Source organism: Bacillus sp. PS217, from assembly GCF_037963535.1.
Lineage (GTDB): Bacteria > Bacillota > Bacilli > Bacillales > Bacillaceae > Bacillus > Bacillus subtilis.
The window spans coordinates 145,292-162,500 of the sequence record NZ_CP150157.1 but is presented as its reverse complement, the minus strand read 5'-3'; the positions used below and the strand labels follow the sequence as shown (position 1 = coordinate 162,500).

The 17,209-nt window shown below is 43.3% G+C and carries 21 protein-coding genes, 2 rRNA genes and 1 pseudogene (1 of these 24 only partly in view); 2 read left to right on the top strand and 22 right to left on the bottom strand.

Annotation, left to right across the window (positions count from 1 at the left end; translation table 11 throughout):
- Both NSQ83_RS00945 and NSQ83_RS00940 read right to left on the bottom strand, forming a co-directional pair.
- Positions 1–442 (bottom strand): 23S ribosomal RNA (locus NSQ83_RS00945) (it extends 2,486 nt beyond the left edge of the window).
- 170 nt (positions 443–612) lie between these two features.
- Positions 613–2,162: ribosomal RNA gene (locus NSQ83_RS00940) — 16S ribosomal RNA — on the bottom strand.
- The 16S and 23S rRNA genes sit together here, the layout of an rRNA operon.
- 351 nt (positions 2,163–2,513) lie before the next feature.
- On the opposite strand from NSQ83_RS00940, the gene pdaB reads away from it, so the two are divergent.
- On the top strand, positions 2,514–3,278 hold the full coding sequence (pdaB, locus tag NSQ83_RS00935; protein WP_153912152.1) for a polysaccharide deacetylase family sporulation protein PdaB: 765 nt from the start codon (positions 2,514–2,516) through the stop codon (positions 3,276–3,278).
- Here pdaB and kbaA read toward each other — a convergent pair whose 3' ends face one another.
- A complete protein-coding gene (gene kbaA, locus NSQ83_RS00930) occupies positions 3,279–3,875 on the bottom strand; it encodes a KinB-signaling pathway activation protein (RefSeq protein ID WP_004399693.1) in 597 nt (198 codons plus the stop codon). It lies immediately after the preceding gene.
- Between the two features lie 109 nt (positions 3,876–3,984).
- On the opposite strand from kbaA, the gene gerD reads away from it, so the two are divergent.
- Entirely contained in the window at positions 3,985–4,542 is a 558-nt protein-coding gene (gerD, locus tag NSQ83_RS00925; protein WP_153912151.1) for a spore germination lipoprotein GerD, read from the top strand.
- A gap of 35 nt (positions 4,543–4,577) precedes the next feature.
- On the opposite strand, the gene salA is transcribed toward gerD, so the two are convergent.
- The 19 genes and pseudogenes from salA to NSQ83_RS00830 all read right to left on the bottom strand — a co-directional run bounded on the left by salA (position 4,578) and on the right by NSQ83_RS00830 (position 17,177).
- The gene (salA, locus tag NSQ83_RS00920; protein ID WP_003235124.1) at positions 4,578–5,636 is read right to left on the bottom strand and encodes an iron-sulfur carrier protein/transcriptional regulator SalA; all 1,059 of its coding nucleotides are present in this window, start codon (positions 5,634–5,636) and stop codon (positions 4,578–4,580) included.
- 95 nt (positions 5,637–5,731) lie between these two features.
- Entirely contained in the window at positions 5,732–6,445 is a 714-nt protein-coding gene (gene cwlD / locus NSQ83_RS00915; protein ID WP_004399672.1) for an N-acetylmuramoyl-L-alanine amidase CwlD, read from the bottom strand.
- Between the two features lie 59 nt (positions 6,446–6,504).
- Complete coding sequence (locus NSQ83_RS00910) at positions 6,505–6,948, bottom strand: YbaK family protein (protein WP_153912150.1); 444 nt, start codon at positions 6,946–6,948, stop codon at positions 6,505–6,507.
- A gap of 185 nt (positions 6,949–7,133) precedes the next feature.
- The gene (locus NSQ83_RS00905) at positions 7,134–7,901 is read right to left on the bottom strand and encodes a class I SAM-dependent methyltransferase (protein ID WP_072175912.1); all 768 of its coding nucleotides are present in this window, start codon (positions 7,899–7,901) and stop codon (positions 7,134–7,136) included.
- A gap of 460 nt (positions 7,902–8,361) precedes the next feature.
- Complete coding sequence (rpsI, locus tag NSQ83_RS00900; protein ID WP_004399691.1) at positions 8,362–8,754, bottom strand: 30S ribosomal protein S9; 393 nt, start codon at positions 8,752–8,754, stop codon at positions 8,362–8,364.
- 20 nt (positions 8,755–8,774) lie between these two features.
- The gene (gene rplM, locus NSQ83_RS00895; protein WP_003241966.1) at positions 8,775–9,212 is read right to left on the bottom strand and encodes a 50S ribosomal protein L13; all 438 of its coding nucleotides are present in this window, start codon (positions 9,210–9,212) and stop codon (positions 8,775–8,777) included.
- A 161-nt stretch (positions 9,213–9,373) separates the two neighbouring features.
- Positions 9,374–10,117 carry a tRNA pseudouridine(38-40) synthase TruA gene (gene truA, locus NSQ83_RS00890; protein WP_004399657.1) on the bottom strand — a complete coding sequence of 248 codons (744 nt, stop codon included), beginning with the start codon at positions 10,115–10,117 and terminating at the stop codon, positions 9,374–9,376.
- Positions 10,118–10,126: 9 nt separating this feature from the next.
- On the bottom strand, positions 10,127–10,924 hold the full coding sequence (locus NSQ83_RS00885) for an energy-coupling factor transporter transmembrane protein EcfT (RefSeq protein ID WP_029317183.1): 798 nt from the start codon (positions 10,922–10,924) through the stop codon (positions 10,127–10,129).
- Positions 10,921–11,790, bottom strand: a complete 870-nt coding sequence (locus NSQ83_RS00880; RefSeq protein ID WP_046664349.1) for an energy-coupling factor ABC transporter ATP-binding protein — start codon at positions 11,788–11,790, stop codon at positions 10,921–10,923. The genes NSQ83_RS00885 and NSQ83_RS00880 overlap by 4 nt, the downstream gene beginning before the upstream one ends.
- A complete protein-coding gene (locus NSQ83_RS00875; protein WP_004399689.1) occupies positions 11,766–12,611 on the bottom strand; it encodes an energy-coupling factor ABC transporter ATP-binding protein in 846 nt (281 codons plus the stop codon). The genes NSQ83_RS00880 and NSQ83_RS00875 overlap by 25 nt, the downstream gene beginning before the upstream one ends.
- A 127-nt stretch (positions 12,612–12,738) precedes the next feature.
- On the bottom strand, positions 12,739–13,101 hold the full coding sequence (gene rplQ, locus NSQ83_RS00870; protein ID WP_003225836.1) for a 50S ribosomal protein L17: 363 nt from the start codon (positions 13,099–13,101) through the stop codon (positions 12,739–12,741).
- 77 nt (positions 13,102–13,178) lie between these two features.
- Entirely contained in the window at positions 13,179–14,123 is a 945-nt protein-coding gene (locus tag NSQ83_RS00865; protein WP_003225835.1) for a DNA-directed RNA polymerase subunit alpha, read from the bottom strand.
- A 176-nt stretch (positions 14,124–14,299) separates the two neighbouring features.
- Positions 14,300–14,695: a 30S ribosomal protein S11 gene (gene rpsK, locus NSQ83_RS00860; RefSeq protein WP_009966385.1), complete on the bottom strand. Its 396-nt coding sequence runs from the start codon at positions 14,693–14,695 to the stop codon at positions 14,300–14,302.
- A 20-nt stretch (positions 14,696–14,715) separates the two neighbouring features.
- The gene (rpsM, locus tag NSQ83_RS00855) at positions 14,716–15,081 is read right to left on the bottom strand and encodes a 30S ribosomal protein S13 (protein WP_003235095.1); all 366 of its coding nucleotides are present in this window, start codon (positions 15,079–15,081) and stop codon (positions 14,716–14,718) included.
- A gap of 22 nt (positions 15,082–15,103) precedes the next feature.
- Entirely contained in the window at positions 15,104–15,217 is a 114-nt protein-coding gene (rpmJ, locus tag NSQ83_RS00850; protein WP_003156543.1) for a 50S ribosomal protein L36, read from the bottom strand.
- 33 nt (positions 15,218–15,250) lie between these two features.
- Positions 15,251–15,469, bottom strand: coding sequence for a translation initiation factor IF-1 (gene infA / locus NSQ83_RS00845; protein WP_003156508.1), 219 nt, complete (start codon positions 15,467–15,469; stop codon positions 15,251–15,253).
- Positions 15,447–15,715 (bottom strand): annotated as a pseudogene (locus tag NSQ83_RS00840) (ribosome-binding protein ybzG). Before NSQ83_RS00840 ends, infA begins: the two are co-directional and overlap by 23 nt.
- Positions 15,716–15,780: 65 nt before the next feature.
- Positions 15,781–16,527 carry a type I methionyl aminopeptidase gene (gene map, locus NSQ83_RS00835; RefSeq protein ID WP_003225828.1) on the bottom strand — a complete coding sequence of 249 codons (747 nt, stop codon included), beginning with the start codon at positions 16,525–16,527 and terminating at the stop codon, positions 15,781–15,783.
- Positions 16,524–17,177, bottom strand: coding sequence for an adenylate kinase (locus NSQ83_RS00830; RefSeq protein WP_003241987.1), 654 nt, complete (start codon positions 17,175–17,177; stop codon positions 16,524–16,526). The genes map and NSQ83_RS00830 overlap by 4 nt, the downstream gene beginning before the upstream one ends.
- Positions 17,178–17,209: the final 32 nt, after the last annotated feature.

The window sequence follows — 17,209 nt, the reverse complement described above, 5'->3', positions numbered from 1 at the left end:
GGAATTTCACGTGTTCCGCCGTACTCAGGATCCACTCAGGAGAGAACGAAGTTTTGACTACAGGGCTGTTACCTCCTATGGCGGGCCTTTCCAGACCTCTTCATCTACCTCGTTCTTTTGTAACTCCGTATAGAGTGTCCTACAACCCCAAGAGGCAAGCCTCTTGGTTTGGGCTAATCCCGTTTCGCTCGCCGCTACTCAGGGAATCGCATTTGCTTTCTCTTCCTCCGGGTACTTAGATGTTTCAGTTCCCCGGGTCTGCCTTCTCATATCCTATGAATTCAGATATGGATACCACTCCATTACGAGTGGTGGGTTTCCCCATTCGGAAATCTCCGGATCAAAGCTTGCTTACAGCTCCCCGAAGCATATCGGTGTTCGTCCCGTCCTTCATCGGCTCCTAGTGCCAAGGCATCCACCGTGCGCCCTTTCTAACTTAACCGTTAAAAAGAATCACTATGTGATATCTTGTGTTACTAATTGAATGTGATGTCTACTGTTATCTAGTTTTCAAAGAACACATTTCGAAGGAATGATCCTTCAAAACTAAACAAGACAGGGAACGTTCTGTTTATAAGACCCAAGGTCTTATATTCCGTATAATATCCTTAGAAAGGAGGTGATCCAGCCGCACCTTCCGATACGGCTACCTTGTTACGACTTCACCCCAATCATCTGTCCCACCTTCGGCGGCTGGCTCCTAAAAGGTTACCTCACCGACTTCGGGTGTTACAAACTCTCGTGGTGTGACGGGCGGTGTGTACAAGGCCCGGGAACGTATTCACCGCGGCATGCTGATCCGCGATTACTAGCGATTCCAGCTTCACGCAGTCGAGTTGCAGACTGCGATCCGAACTGAGAACAGATTTGTGGGATTGGCTTAACCTCGCGGTTTCGCTGCCCTTTGTTCTGTCCATTGTAGCACGTGTGTAGCCCAGGTCATAAGGGGCATGATGATTTGACGTCATCCCCACCTTCCTCCGGTTTGTCACCGGCAGTCACCTTAGAGTGCCCAACTGAATGCTGGCAACTAAGATCAAGGGTTGCGCTCGTTGCGGGACTTAACCCAACATCTCACGACACGAGCTGACGACAACCATGCACCACCTGTCACTCTGCCCCCGAAGGGGACGTCCTATCTCTAGGATTGTCAGAGGATGTCAAGACCTGGTAAGGTTCTTCGCGTTGCTTCGAATTAAACCACATGCTCCACCGCTTGTGCGGGCCCCCGTCAATTCCTTTGAGTTTCAGTCTTGCGACCGTACTCCCCAGGCGGAGTGCTTAATGCGTTAGCTGCAGCACTAAGGGGCGGAAACCCCCTAACACTTAGCACTCATCGTTTACGGCGTGGACTACCAGGGTATCTAATCCTGTTCGCTCCCCACGCTTTCGCTCCTCAGCGTCAGTTACAGACCAGAGAGTCGCCTTCGCCACTGGTGTTCCTCCACATCTCTACGCATTTCACCGCTACACGTGGAATTCCACTCTCCTCTTCTGCACTCAAGTTCCCCAGTTTCCAATGACCCTCCCCGGTTGAGCCGGGGGCTTTCACATCAGACTTAAGAAACCGCCTGCGAGCCCTTTACGCCCAATAATTCCGGACAACGCTTGCCACCTACGTATTACCGCGGCTGCTGGCACGTAGTTAGCCGTGGCTTTCTGGTTAGGTACCGTCAAGGTACCGCCCTATTCGAACGGTACTTGTTCTTCCCTAACAACAGAGCTTTACGATCCGAAAACCTTCATCACTCACGCGGCGTTGCTCCGTCAGACTTTCGTCCATTGCGGAAGATTCCCTACTGCTGCCTCCCGTAGGAGTCTGGGCCGTGTCTCAGTCCCAGTGTGGCCGATCACCCTCTCAGGTCGGCTACGCATCGTTGCCTTGGTGAGCCGTTACCTCACCAACTAGCTAATGCGCCGCGGGTCCATCTGTAAGTGGTAGCCGAAGCCACCTTTTATGTTTGAACCATGCGGTTCAAACAACCATCCGGTATTAGCCCCGGTTTCCCGGAGTTATCCCAGTCTTACAGGCAGGTTACCCACGTGTTACTCACCCGTCCGCCGCTAACATCAGGGAGCAAGCTCCCATCTGTCCGCTCGACTTGCATGTATTAGGCACGCCGCCAGCGTTCGTCCTGAGCCAGGATCAAACTCTCCGATAAAGTAGTTTGACTGACTACGCACATCGCTGTGCGATTTTTAAAAACTGAATTAACAGGTACGTTTTGTCTTGTTTAATTTTCAAAGATCATTACCGCCGCTTAACGAAGCAGCTTTATTACTATAACATTTAGCTTCTTTTAAGTCAACAACTTTTTTTAAAGTATTTAATGAAGCTTTTAGTTGATGTCAACTGTTTATCAGCGACGAATAATAATATATCACGGATATTATCAAAAGGTCAACACCCAATTTAGGCTGTATGTGAAGAGACATTTTATCGGTTATATTCAATTGTCCATGCTCATAAGATGTAAAACAAGAATGATGGACAAGATAAGGAGGCATCATCAGTGAAACACTTCTATGTGTGGCACATTAAACGGGTAAAACAATTAATTATTATACTTATCGCCGCATTTGCAGCTGCCAGCTTTTTTTATATCCAAAGAGCTGTCCCGCTTCCCGTGTTTTCAACTGACACCGGACCTAAAGCCATTTATAAAGGAGAAACAGACTCTAAAGATATTTCACTTACTTTCGATATCAGCTGGGGTGATGAGAGAGCAGAACCGATACTTAATACTCTGAAAGCACACGGGATTAAAAACGCAACGTTTTTCCTGTCCGCTTCTTGGGCAGAACGCCATCCCGACACAGTGGCCCGTATCGTAAAGGACGGCCATCAAATCGGGAGCATGGGCTACGCTTATAAAAACTATGCCAATTTAGAGAGCAGCGAAATAAAAAAGGACATGAACCGTGCGCAAACAGCCTTTGAAAAGTTAGGGGTCAAAGACATACAGCTATTAAGACCCCCTACCGGCCAATTCAATAAGAATGTTCTAAAGGTCGCAAAGCAATACAATTATACAGTCGTTCATTACAGTGTGAACTCTCAAGACTGGACAAATCCCGGAGTTGAAAAAATCATCGACAATGTGACCAAGCAAGTTTCCGGTGGAGACATTATTCTTTTACATGCCTCCGATTCTGCAAAACAAACAGAAGAAGCATTGCCTGATATCATCCATCAGCTGAAAGAAAAAGGATTAAAAAATGTAACCGTGGGTGATCTCATCGCAAATTCTGATGCCAAATCCGCAGAGGTAAAGTAATTACTTTGCTGCAAACTTCGGCAGCATCAGCAATTGGAAGGCATTACATGCCATTAACGGAAAAAGCATTAAATAAAGCCAGTCCTCATCATTTACTCTTAATGCAGGGAACCATTCTAATGCGGTAATCACAACCATCAAAAATAACGATGACACAAATGTTTTCTTAGAGGACTGCTTTTGCTTTATATAAGCTGTAATCACTCCAAAGATCAATAAAAACACCGGTAACCACGCATAGCCAGCCAGCGATTCTCCGCTCTCTCCAAAAAATAAAAAACGCACGTACATTAAATCAAAAGCAACAAACAGGATGAAAAACAACTGCAGCAAATTCCACAAAGAGGAGGACCTTAATATCTCAAGCGCAAACCGATGAACTGTTAAAAACACGAAAAAACCCATTTGGCTGATCACACTGAAAATCATGCCTACACCGATAAACCAAAATAAAACAGAGAAAATCTGCCCCGCTTCAAATGTAAGAAACAGCCCTCTATATTCTCCCCATTTTAAAGCAAAACCCACAATACTCGTGATAAGCGCCCCGACAGCTAAAATAGAAAAGAAAAAACGAACTAAACCACGGCTTTTCATTTCTTTATTCATCCCCTCAAAAATCGCGAACAGCGATATTTTGTTATGTATAATTCCAAACAGATGAATCATATTAAAGGTAAGACAAGTATGTGAAAGGAGCTTAAGCATGTCAAAAGCCAAAACGCTATTGATGAGCTGTTTTTTGTTATTATCTGTAACAGCTTGCGCTCCAAAAGACCAAGCAGCGGATATGGACTATGATCAGACCAAAAAAATGGTTGTTGATATATTAAAAACTGATGATGGAAAGAAAGCTATTAAGGAATTATTAAATGATGATGCCATGAATGAAGCGCTGGTAATTGACCAAGATGCAATTAAAGGAACAATAGAAAAAACACTCACATCAAAAAAAGGTGAAGAATTTTGGAAAAACATCTTTGAAGACACTGATTTTGCTGAGAGATTTGCCAAAACTCTTCAAACAGAGCATGAAAAAGTGATTAAAAAGCTGATGAAGGATCCAGATTACCAGAAGATGCTGATGAGCGTTATGCAGGATCCCGGCATGGATAAAAAGTACAGCCAGCTGGCAAAAAGCCAAGAATTCCGCAGTTATTTAGAAGAGGTTATTAACGAAACACTTTCTAGTCCGCTTTACAAAAAGCAGTTCGAAGATGAGCTGAAAAAAGCAGCAAAAGACACAGCAAAAGAAAGTGAATAAAGGGAAAGCCGGGATCTGGAATCCCGGTTCACCTTTTATACCTGCACTGACATTTTTGCATCTATTTTTTTTGCGATGTCCTGATATATTTCTCCGATTGGATGATTTTCGTCATAAACAGACGGAGCAAATTGGTCCTTATCCCAATCGGGCTGTTTCAATGGGATTCTGCCGAGCAAAGGCACGTTTAGTTCCTCAGCCAGTTTATCTCCTCCGCCTTTTCCAAAGACATATTCTCTTTCCCCTGTCTTTGCACTTTCATAATAAGCCATGTTCTCTATGACCCCCACGACCTCATGATCGGTTTTAATCGCCATAGAGCCCGCTCTGGCCGCGACAAAAGCAGCTGTCGGATGCGGCGTCGATACGATGATTTCTTTGCAGCTCGGGAGCATTGTATGTACATCGAGAGCAACGTCCCCTGTACCAGGCGGAAGATCAAGAACGATATAGTCTACTTCTCCCCACTCTACTTCGTGGAAAAAGTTATTCAGCATTTTGCCGAGCATCGGCCCTCTCCATACGACCGGAGCATTTTCTTCTACGAAAAAGCCCATTGACATGACCTTTACTCCAAAGCGCTCAACAGGAAGAAGTTTCTCTCCTTCAATCGTTGGACGCACAGTGATCCCCATCATGTCCGGCACACTGAATCCATAAATATCCGCATCAATTAAACCGACCTTTTTCCCTAGACGAGCCAGAGAAATAGCTAGGTTTACTGACACAGTTGACTTGCCTACGCCGCCTTTTCCACTTGCTACGGCAAGAAAGACTGGCGGGTTATCCATATTTAATAATGTTTTTTTCTCAGCTGACGGTGCCCGGAATTTAGCAACCGTTTCTTCAGGCAGCTCTTCAAATCGAAGGCCGACTGTCTCAGCTCCTGCCCCTTTTAATACGTTTACGATCTCTTGCTGAATCTGCATTTGTTCTGCAGTTCCTGTTTTTGCAAGAGCGACTTTTACACTGATATGCCGTTTTTCAGGCTTTATTTTAATTTCCTTAACGGCATCCAATTCTCCCAGAGGTCTTTGAAGAAAAGGTTCGCGCATTTCTCCGACTAGTTTTCTTACTTCATCTTCTCTTATCATCGAACCTCACCCTTTTGTGTATTCGTTTACAATTATTATTATATCATACATAAATGGCGGGTGTCTTATGCTTAGAACCACAAGAAAACCCTCCATTACTCCGGAGGGTCTCCTTTTTCTGTGAAATATCGCAAAATGCCTTTATATATGGAAGATGCCACCTTGTCTTGATATTTCGGTTTACCGAGCAACGTTGCTTCACTTGGATTGGATAAAAATCCGACTTCTATAAGCGCCCCCGGTTTGGTGACGTTTTGCATTAAGTAGATACCATGAATCCGCTTTGCTTTCCGGGTTGTGTTTTCCAGATTTCTTCTCAGCTCATCCTGAATGTATTTTGCGACTTTCTCATTTTCCGCATATTTCCCGTAATAAAAGCTTTGGGCTCCGCTCCATTTTTGTGACGGAATCGCATTAAGATGAATGCTGATATAGAGCTCCGCCTCTGAATGGTTTATTAATTTGACTCGTTGTCTTAGATCCTCAGCTTTTCGTCGGCTATAGCCTTTTGTTCCTTCTGGAGCGAGATCAGTATCACTTTCTCTGGTCATGATAACAAGCGCTCCTTGTTCTTGAAGATAATCCCTGACTCTAAAGGCCACTTCCAGGGTAACATCCTTCTCTAACAGCTTTCCGCCGACTGCTCCGCCGTCAGGCCCGCCATGACCTGGATCTAGATAAATGATTTTACCGCTCAAGGGCAGGCTCCACGGCTTCCAAGAGTCGTTATTGCTGAACTGATACTTGAACAGAAATAGTAATATGATGAAGCCTAGCAAAAAACTGAGCCATTTAAGCTTTTTCCTCATCCCTTCCCCTCCCGCTTGTCCGTTATTACATAACTATGGGACAGGGCCGGGAAATATGATTACCGCATGCGAAGCTTACACTGTTTTTCTCTTTGAACAAACCCTGCTGTCCACCAATCTTTAATGAACTTGCGTGCCGCTTCATAAACAGTGTTTTTATCAAATGTTGCGTTTTGCTCGTGTATCCAATTATAGAGATAATCAAAAAACTCCATACGTAGCTCTTCTTCTTCTCTTGCAGAGCGGGCACTGATACTCTGCATGGATTCTCCGTAATAGCCGAATATCCCAAAACGCCCGCCTAACAAATAAGCTTCAATCGCAAAATCAATACAGCCTTCAGTAATAATATCTCGTTCATCATGTAAAAATGGAAATAATGGTTCCAAACAATCCTTAACAGACTGGATAATTTGTCTCAGAGAGAGTTCTTTGAGCAAGTTCTTTTCTAATTCAAAATCCTTTTGGCGTTTCACATCCATAAAAGACAGTACTTCTGCCATATAAATTCACTCTCCTTTTACCAATTATTTTGAGGTTTGGATGATGAAACAATGCCCGAATTCGGTTGGAAATTCGCCCAAATGAAGGTGTAACATTGATAAAAAATCAGCTTTCTGCAGGGTGAGGAACAAATGTTCTGTAATTGGTTATGAAAAAAGCAGCCCCTCTAACAGGTCGCTGCTTTTCATACTTTCACGCTTCTTGTTGCAGAATATGTATGGATATATTGGTCTAATACAAAACCGCCTTTATCTTCATAAAAACCAGTAACGATAAAACCGGCATCAATTTGGCCTTTGATTTGGTCTTCTAAGGAATGGCCGAATTCCAGAGCCTCATTATTTTCGATCAGTTTTTTCACTTTATGTTTCGGAAGATCTTCTGGGTCAGCGTATGGAATAGAGTGTTTTACTTTTAAAACACCTTGCTGTTCTAATTCTGTATCAAACAGAAATACAACAGGATTGACAAAACCCGAGATTAGAATGCCGTTCCTTTTCAACACACGGTGCGCTTCCTTCCATACCGGGAGAACATTCTCAACAAAAACATTGGCAACAGGATGTACAATGACATCAAATGATTCATCATTAAATACACTTAAATCGTCCATGCTTCCTTTGACAGTGTGTATCGTCAGACCATCTCGCTCAGCAATCATTCTATCCTGATTCAGCTGTTTTTCTGAGTTATCTAATACGGTGACATCCGCGCCTGCGGCTGCCAAAACTGGACCCTGCTGGCCGCCGCCTGATGCTAAACAGAGTACTTTCAGACCTTTGACAGGCGGAAACCAATCCTTCGGTACATCTTTCATTGGTGTTACCCTTATATCCCAATTGCCTTTTTTTGCTTGTTCGATAACCTGCTGTTCAACAGCAACAGTCCATTCATTGCCTGTTTCTACTTTTTTATCCCAGGCTTTGCTATTATGAGCTACTAACGCATTCATGAATCTTCTCCTTACTTTAATGTATAGAGTATAACAAATATTTCTAGATTGATATCGCTTTCCCTTTGCATATTTAGAAAAAAGTTCATAAAAACGCAAAAAAATCACAAAGGAGATATGTGATTTATATCATCAGATTTACTTTTACTTCGTTACATAAAGCCATTAGCAATGAGAGCTATTGTTTCTCCGGGTTAAGAATCAGCAGTGAACTTTAACGGATGAGATACAGTGGGATGAAGCTGGGCTGATCACATAACGATAATAAACATTGACCGAAGTTCCAATTGAATAAGAATGAAAGCTATCATGATTATTACAAAGAGACCATTTATAAACAAACAATTTGCTTAACCCCGTCAAGCGTCCATTCAGTTGTTATTTTTATGCGGGGCTGCCACGTTTTATTGAAAGAAAAAAGCTCCCAACCCAAGGTCGAGAGCTTTTTGAAAACGTAAAATTAACGTTTTGAGAACTGAGGTGCACGACGAGCGCCTTTAAGACCGTATTTTTTACGTTCTTTCATACGAGCGTCACGAGTCAGAAGACCTGCACGTTTAAGAGTTGTACGGTATTCTGGATCTGCTTCAAGCAAAGCACGAGCGATACCGTGACGGATTGCTCCAGCTTGACCAGATAAGCCGCCTCCATGTACGTTTACTAAAACATCATAAGTGCCAGCTGTTTCAGTCAAAGTTAATGGTTGTTTGATATCTTCGATTAAAGCTGCAGATGGGATATGTTCGCTGATTTCACGATTATTAACGACGATACGGCCTTCTCCTGGAACTAAACGCACACGCGCTACAGAGCTTTTACGACGGCCAGTACCGTAATATTGAACCTGTGCCAAATTGGTAACCTCCTTTTTAATTAACCGCGAAGTTCGTAAACTTCAGGTTTTTGTGCTTCGTGTGGATGCTCAGAACCACGGTATACGTTCAATTTTTTGAACATTTGACGACCTAGAGAACCTTTTGGAAGCATGCCTTTGATAGCAAGCTCAAGCATTTTCTCAGGGTAGTTTGTACGCATTTCAAGAGCAGTTCTTGATTTTAATCCGCCTGGATGTTGAGTGTGACGGTAGTAGATTTTGTCAGTTAACTTTTTACCAGTTAACTCGATTTTTTCAGCGTTGATGATGATCACATGATCTCCAGTATCAACGTGTGGTGTGTAAGTTGGTTTGTGTTTTCCGCGAAGGATAGCTGCAACTTCTGAAGAAAGACGACCTAAAGTCTTGCCAGCAGCATCAACAACTAACCACTTGCGTTCAATAGTACTTGCGTTAGCCATAGGTGTTGTACGCATTGAATTTCCCTCCTAAATGATCTGTCATTTTCAATAAACTTCGATTACGTTCTATTTCACAACACAATAAGTTCCGGGGCTTATCGTGGGGTTGAAATACATACCATATGATATCTTATAACTTTATGCAGACTCTGTCAAGAAAATATTATACACCTGGTTTAGTTGTCATAGTAAACGTTCCATAAATATAGCCCGTGCCCCGGCGCTGTGCGCCCTGCCGCTTCGCGATCCTTCGCTTCCAGCATGGATTTCACCTCATCGGGAGAAATTTTTCCAATACCTGCATCAAGCAAAGTACCCGCAATAATTCTGACCATATTATATAAGAAACCGCTGCCTGTGATCCGCATTTGCAGGCCGTCAGCCGTCTCAGTCCAATCAAGTTCGTATATCGTTCTTACCTTGTCCTGCACTTCTGTTTTAGCCGCGCAAAAGCTCGTAAAATCATGTGTCCCTATAAGATGCTTTGCCGCTTCTCTCATGTCCTGCACATTAAGGCGATATGAAAAATGGTAAGCGTAATGCCGTTTAAATACGTCCGGGTGTTTCTCCGTGTATACAAAGTAGCGATATTCTTTTTTGACTGCGCTAAATCGTGCATGGAACCCATCATCCGCAATTTCTGCCTGTTTGACTGCGATATCGTCCGGAAGCAGTGCATTTAAGGCATATGGCCATCTTTCAGCCGGGATAGACAGCGGAGTGTCAAAATGAATCACCTGTCCGGCTGCGTGAACCCCGCTGTCTGTTCTTCCAGACGAAACGACCGGAATTCTGTCTTTTGACTTATGCAGGACAGCCAAAGCCTTCTCCAGTTCATCCTGAACCGTTCTTTTGCCCGGCTGAACCTGATAACCGTTAAACAAATGTCCGTCATAAGAAATCGTGCATTTCAGTCTCATACAGCACCTCTAAGCCCTTAAGAAAAATAACAAAGCAGCTAATACAATTAAGCTGACAATGACAGAAGTGTCTTTTCCTGTCCATACAAGCTTTCTATATTTCGTACGTCCTTCTCCGCCTTGATAGCCTCTTGCTTCCATTGCCACCGCAAGCTCTTCGGCGCGTTTAAATGCGCTGACGAAGAGCGGGACAAGAAGCGGGACAATAGCCTTCACTCTATCTTTGACAGGCCCGCTTGTAAAATCAACGCCTCGCGCCATCTGAGCCTTCATGATCTTATCTGTCTCCTCCATCAGTGTCGGAATAAACCGTAAAGAAATTGACATCATAAGAGCCAGCTCATGAACAGGAAGCTTTAATTTTTTCAATGGGTTCAGCAGCTGTTCCATTCCATCGGTAATCTCAATCGGTGTGGTCGTAAGCGTTAATAAGGTTGTGATTAAAATCAAATAGACGAATCTAAGAGAAATGAATATCCCCTGAACCAGACCGCCCTCATAGACTTTGAAAAAACCTATTTGAAAGATAATCGGTCCTTCATGTGTCATAAGGATGTGAAGAAGGAACGTAAAAAGGACAATCCAGATGATTGGCTTCAGCCCTTTCATTAAAAAAGAGAAAGGAACTCTTGTTAAAGAAACGACGCCAATTGTAAATAAACCAAGCAACGCATATGTCTGAACATTATTGGCTAAGAATACAATGCAGACAAATAAAAAGATCGTGATCAGTTTTGTTCTGGGGTCAAGCCGGTGCACAAGTGAAGTCCCCGGTACATACTTGCCGATAATCATGCTGTCCATCATAAAGTCTTCTCCCCCTGAAAAAGAGCACGGATTTCAGCAGCGGCATCTTCGATTGTGAGCATAGGCTCATTAAATCTCACACCCAGTACAGCTTCAAGGTGTCTTTGGAATTTTATTGTTTCAGGAAGATCCAGCCCCCAGCCGGCCATCTCTTCACCCTTTAAAAACAGATCACGCGGACTGCCTGATGCTTGTATCGTTCCTTTATGCATAACAATCATTTCATCAGCGTATGCAGCTGCATCCTCCATGCTGTGTGTCACAAGGATCGTCGTCAGGTTCCCACGTTGATGAAGCTCATAAAACATGTCCATAATCTCTTTTCGCCCTCTTGGGTCCAATCCTGCAGTCGGTTCATCCAGAACAAGCACTTCAGGGTCCATTGCAAGTACGCCGGCAATTGCAACTCTGCGCATTTGTCCCCCGCTTAATTCAAAGGGTGACCTGTCCAAAAGCTCTTCTGATAAACCTACGAGCTGCAGCATCTCTCTCGCTTTTTGTTCAGCATCTTCTTTTTTAACACCAAAGTTCATCGGTCCGAATGAAATATCTTTAAGAACTGTTTCTTCGAATAATTGATGCTCAGGAAATTGGAAAACGATTCCGACTTTTTTACGAAGTTTTTTCAGTTCTTTATTCTTTTTCCCTGCCTGAATGACAGTGCTGCCTAGTGATATCTGTCCCTTCGTCGGCTTCAGGAGACCATTTAGGTGCTGAAGAAGAGTGGACTTACCAGAGCCTGTATGCCCGATAACGGCTACGTAGCTTCCTTCTTTAATCGATGCATTGATATCATACAGTGCTAGGCGCTCAAACGGCGTCTTCATCTGATAACGATGCTCTACATCTTTGATTGTAATGTCCACAGCTCTTTCACCAGCCCTTCCTGAGTCAAATGGTTTTCTTCCAAAGCCAGTCCATTTTCTCTTAAAAGCTGGCTAAGCTGGAATGAGAAGGGTAAATCAAGCCCAATTCGAACAAGTTCTTTATTCAATTTAAAAATCTCTTCAGGCGGCCCTTCAGCATATTTTTTACCGCCATTCATGACAATGATCCTGTCTGCTTTTGCTGCCTCATTCAGGTCATGTGTAATGGATATGACAGTCGCCATGCCCTGCTCTTTTAAATGTCTTACCGTTTCAAGCACTTCTTCTCGCCCGATCGGATCAAGCATGGATGTTGCTTCATCTAAGATAATAATATCAGGACGTGCGGCAATAACCCCCGCAATCGCAACTCTCTGCTTTTGGCCTCCGGAGAGATGGTGCGGCTCTTGATCGAGAAAATCTTGCATATTCACCTGTTTTACTGCCCAGTCTACTCTCTCAATCATTTCTTCCCGCGGTACACCATTGTTTTCTAAACCAAAAGCCACATCATCGCGAACAGTCGTTCCGACAAATTGGTTATCCGGATTTTGAAAGACCATACCTATCTTCTTACGCACTTCCCAAACAGATTCCTCTGTCAATTGAATCCCGGCAACCTCAATGTCGCCTGATTCAGGAAGAATTAAACCATTCAATGCCCGGGCCAGTGTTGATTTCCCTGAACCGTTATGACCTACGATTGCAAGCCATTCACCCTCATACACCTGCAGGGAGACGCCGTCTAGTGCTCGTCTTTCTGCGTCCTTCCGATATCGAAATACGATATCCTCTACCGATATCAACTGATTTTGATTCATGGAAAACCGGCCTCCTCTCAGCTAATGCTCTGCTTTTCTCTCTATTAAAAGTTGCAGTATCTAAAAAAAGGGCATAGATCCAGTTAGAAACTGTCCCGCCCTTCTTTAGATACACAAAAATATGTGATTAAACCAATTCGATAATTGCCATTGGTGCTCCGTCACCACGGCGAGGACCAAGCTTCATAATACGTGTGTATCCACCTTGGCGCTCCTCGTAACGAGTTGCAATGTCAGAGAATAATTTTTGAAGTGCATCTTGATTATTTTCTTCGTTTGCAACCTCGTTGCGGATGTATGCAGCAGCTTGACGGCGAGCGTGAAGATCACCGCGTTTGCCAAGCGTGATCATTTTTTCAACTACAGAGCGAAGTTCTTTCGCACGTGTTTCAGTTGTTTCGATTCTTTCGTTGATGATCAAATCAGTTGTAAGATCACGAAGCATAGCTTTACGCTGTGCACTCGTACGTCCTAGTTTTCTGTATGACATGTGATGTCCCCTCCTTTATTGGAATGCTGTTTCTGAATAATAAACACACGAAAATCCTAGTTCACAAGGGAAACTAGTCAATCGTCTTTGCGAAGTCCGAGTCCAAGTTCTTCTAGTTTCGCTTTCACTTCTTCAAGTGATTTGCGTCCTAGATTTCGAACTTTCATCATATCTTCTTCCGTCTTGTTCGCAAGCTCTTGAACCGTGTTAATACCCGCACGCTTTAAGCAGTTGTAAGAACGAACAGAAAGATCCAATTCTTCAATTGTCATTTCAAGAACTTTCTCTTTTTGATCTTCTTCTTTTTCAACCATGATTTCAGCATGTTGAGCTTCGTCAGTTAAACCAACGAATATATTAAGGTGTTCAGTTAAAATCTTTGAACCAAGCGCAATTGCTTCTTTCGGTCCAGTGCTTCCATCAGTCCAAACATCAAGTGTAAGTTTATCATAGTTTGCAACTTGGCCTACACGAGTGTTCTCTACCTGATAAGATACACGAGAAACTGGCGTATAGATAGAATCGATCGGAATCACGCCGATTGGCTGATCGTCTCTCTTGTTTGCGTCAGCAGGCGTATACCCACGTCCTCTTTGAGCAGTAAGGCGAACTCGGAAACTCGCATTCTCACCAAGAGTCGCGATATGAAGATCAGGATTTAAGATCTCTACATCACTATCGTGTGTAATATCAGCTGCCGTTACAGTTCCTTCACCCTGTACATCAATTTCTAGCGTCTTCTCTTCATCAGAGTAGATTTTCAATGCAAGCTTTTTAATGTGTAAGATAATCGTTGTAACATCTTCCACAACGCCTTCAATTGTCGAGAATTCGTGCAGTACACCATCTATCTGGATTGATGTTACAGCGGCACCAGGGAGTGAGGATAAGAGGATACGACGTAAGGAGTTACCCAGAGTTGTACCATATCCACGCTCAAGTGGCTCTACGACAAACTTACCAAATTTGGCATCGTCGCTGATTTCAACCGTTTCGATTTTTGGTTTTTCAATCTCGATCATTACTTAAAACCCTCCTTCAAAACGTCGAAACCTCGAATAGAATCATATGAGATTCCATCCGAAATTCCCCATTGTTTAGTCCCGTATGTGCTCAGGCAACGAGTCGGTGCATTCGTTTCATAAATAACTGTATCATAACCCATTATTGACAGGGACACAAAATCTATACAAACAAATTACACGCGGCGACGTTTTGGTGGACGGCATCCGTTATGAGGAACAGGAGTTACGTCTCTGATAGCAGTGACTTCTAGTCCAGCAGCTTGAAGTGCACGGATTGCAGCTTCACGGCCTGAACCAGGTCCTTTAACAGTAACCTCTAGAGTTTTAAGACCATGTTCGATTGAACCTTTAGCAGCTGTTTCTGCAGCCATTTGCGCAGCAAAAGGAGTAGATTTACGAGAACCTCTGAATCCTAAAGCTCCGGCACTAGACCAAGAAATAGCATTACCATGAGTGTCAGTGATCGTAACGATCGTGTTATTGAAAGTTGAACGAATATGAGCAATTCCAGACTCAATATTCTTTTTCACGCGACGTTTACGCGTGTTAGATTTACGAGCAGCAGCCATTGTTTAAGAACCTCCCTTACTTATTTTTTCTTGTTAGCTACAGTACGACGCGGACCTTTACGAGTACGCGCGTTGTTTTTAGAGTTTTGTCCGCGAACAGGTAATCCTCTGCGATGACGGATTCCGCGGTAGCTTCCGATTTCGATCAGACGTTTGATATTAAGAGAAACTTCACGGCGAAGGTCACCTTCTACTTTCAGTTTGTCAATAATATCACGGATTTTACCAAGTTCTTCTTCAGTAAGATCGCGCACACGAGTATCTTCTGAAACTCCAGCTTCTTTTAAAACTTGCTGAGCCGTTGTGCGGCCAATTCCGAAGATGTATGTTAAAGAAATAACAACACGTTTGTCACGTGGGATATCTACACCAGCAATACGAGCCATTCTCTGGGCACCTCCTTATAAATTATCCTTGTTTTTGTTTATGCTTTGGATTTTCACAGATCACCATTACTTTTCCTTTTCTGCGAATAACTTTACATTTTTCGCAGATTGGTTTAACTGATGGTCTCACTTTCATGTGTTTCCAACCTCCTTCAGTTTCCGGAGTGCTTTATTTGTAACGGTACGTAATCCTGCCACGAGTTAAGTCATATGGAGATAATTCTACCGTAACTTTGTCTCCAGGTAAAATGCGAATGAAGTGCATGCGGATTTTACCAGATACATGAGCCAAAACAGTGTGGCCATTTTCAAGTTCAACTTTGAACATCGCGTTTGGCAGTGTTTCGACTATAGTACCTTCCACTTCAATTACATCGTCTTTCGCCATTCAAGTGTTCTCCCTTCTTCAAATCAGTAACTTGCTTTCTGACAAATTTCAAAAGAAGTTTGTCACACGCCCTGTTTCGTTTATACTGTTCTGAACTTCCGGAGATACGCAATCATAAAGGGTTAAATGATTGATATTCTTTTTCTTAGGAGAATGAAATGTACGCTTTTCTCCGTCTGCTGTTAGTACATTGATGATGGTTAAAATTCCAACGACAAGCAGCAAGATGAATTCGGTCTTGCCAATGTTCACCCAAGCTTTCTGCCCTATCAAGCTTGAAAAACATCTGTCTTCGGAATTATTTTCATCATCTAGACTCTCGTCAGTATATCAAAACCCGTTTCCGTAATCGCAATCGTATGTTCAAAATGAGCACACTTTTTCCCATCTACCGTTACAACCGTCCAGTTATCAGCCAATGTTTTCACGTAGCGGCTGCCAGCGTTCACCATAGGTTCAATAGCGAGAACCATGCCAGGTTTAAGCCGTGGTCCTTTGTTGGGCGGACCGTAATGAGGAATTTGCGGGTCCTCATGCAAGTCTTGACCAACACCATGTCCGACATACTCCCTAACAACTGAAAACTGCTCATTTTCGACATACGTTTGTATTGCGTGGGAAATATTCGACAAACGTTCACCTGGTTTTGCTTCCTGCAAGCCTTTATATAAAGACTCCTCTGTCACTTCCAGAAGTTTTTTGTCATCATCGCTGATGTTTCCTACCGGATATGTCCATGCAGAGTCACCATGATAACCATTTAATTTAGCACCGATATCAATACTGATGATGTCACCGTCCTTCAGCACCCTGCTGCCAGGTATGCCGTGAACGAGTTCTTCATTAACTGATACGCAAATGCTCCCGCGAAACCCATTATACCCCTTAAAAGATGGGATTGCACCCTGCTTCTTAATAAAACGTTCGGCAATTTGATCCAATTCTTTTGTCGAGATTCCTGGTTTAATGTGCTTTTTTAACTCTTCATGAGTTAAAGCCACGATTCGCCCTGCTTCCCGCATGATACCAAGTTCACGTGGGGTTTTACAGATAATCATTTTTTTAATCCTCCAAGAAGATCCTTCACATCTGCATAAACGTCTTGAATGTCCTGCTGGCCATTCACGTTTGCAAGATAACCTTTCTCTGAATAGAAATCGAGTAAAGGCTGAGTTTGCTTCATGTTTACCTCAAGCCGTTTAGAGACTGTTTCCTCATTATCATCTGCCCGTTGATAGAGTTCGCCTCCGTCTTTATCACAAATACCCGGCGTTTTCGGCGGATTAAAGACTAAATGATAGGTTGTGCCGCAAACACTGCAAATTCTGCGTCCAGTCAGACGTTCCATAAGAGCGTCTTTGTCGACTTCAATGTTAATGACATAATCAATCGGCTTGCCGTATTCCTCAAGAATTTCTTCAAGAGCTTCGGCTTGAGCGACTGTTCGCGGAAATCCGTCCAGAAGAAAACCTCTTTCACAATCATCTTTGCCAAGTCTCTCTTTTACAATTCCGATTGTGACTTCGTCAGGTACGAGCTCTCCCTTATCAATATAAGATTTTGCTTCGAGTCCGAGTGGTGTTTCTTCTTTCATAGCAGCACGGAACATATCTCCTGTTGAGATATGAGGAATCCCATAATCCTCAACAATTCGTTCGCCCTGTGTGCCTTTACCGGCACCAGGAAGCCCCATTAAGACTAAGTTCATTCGGATTTCCCCCGTCCTCTCTTTATTAAGAG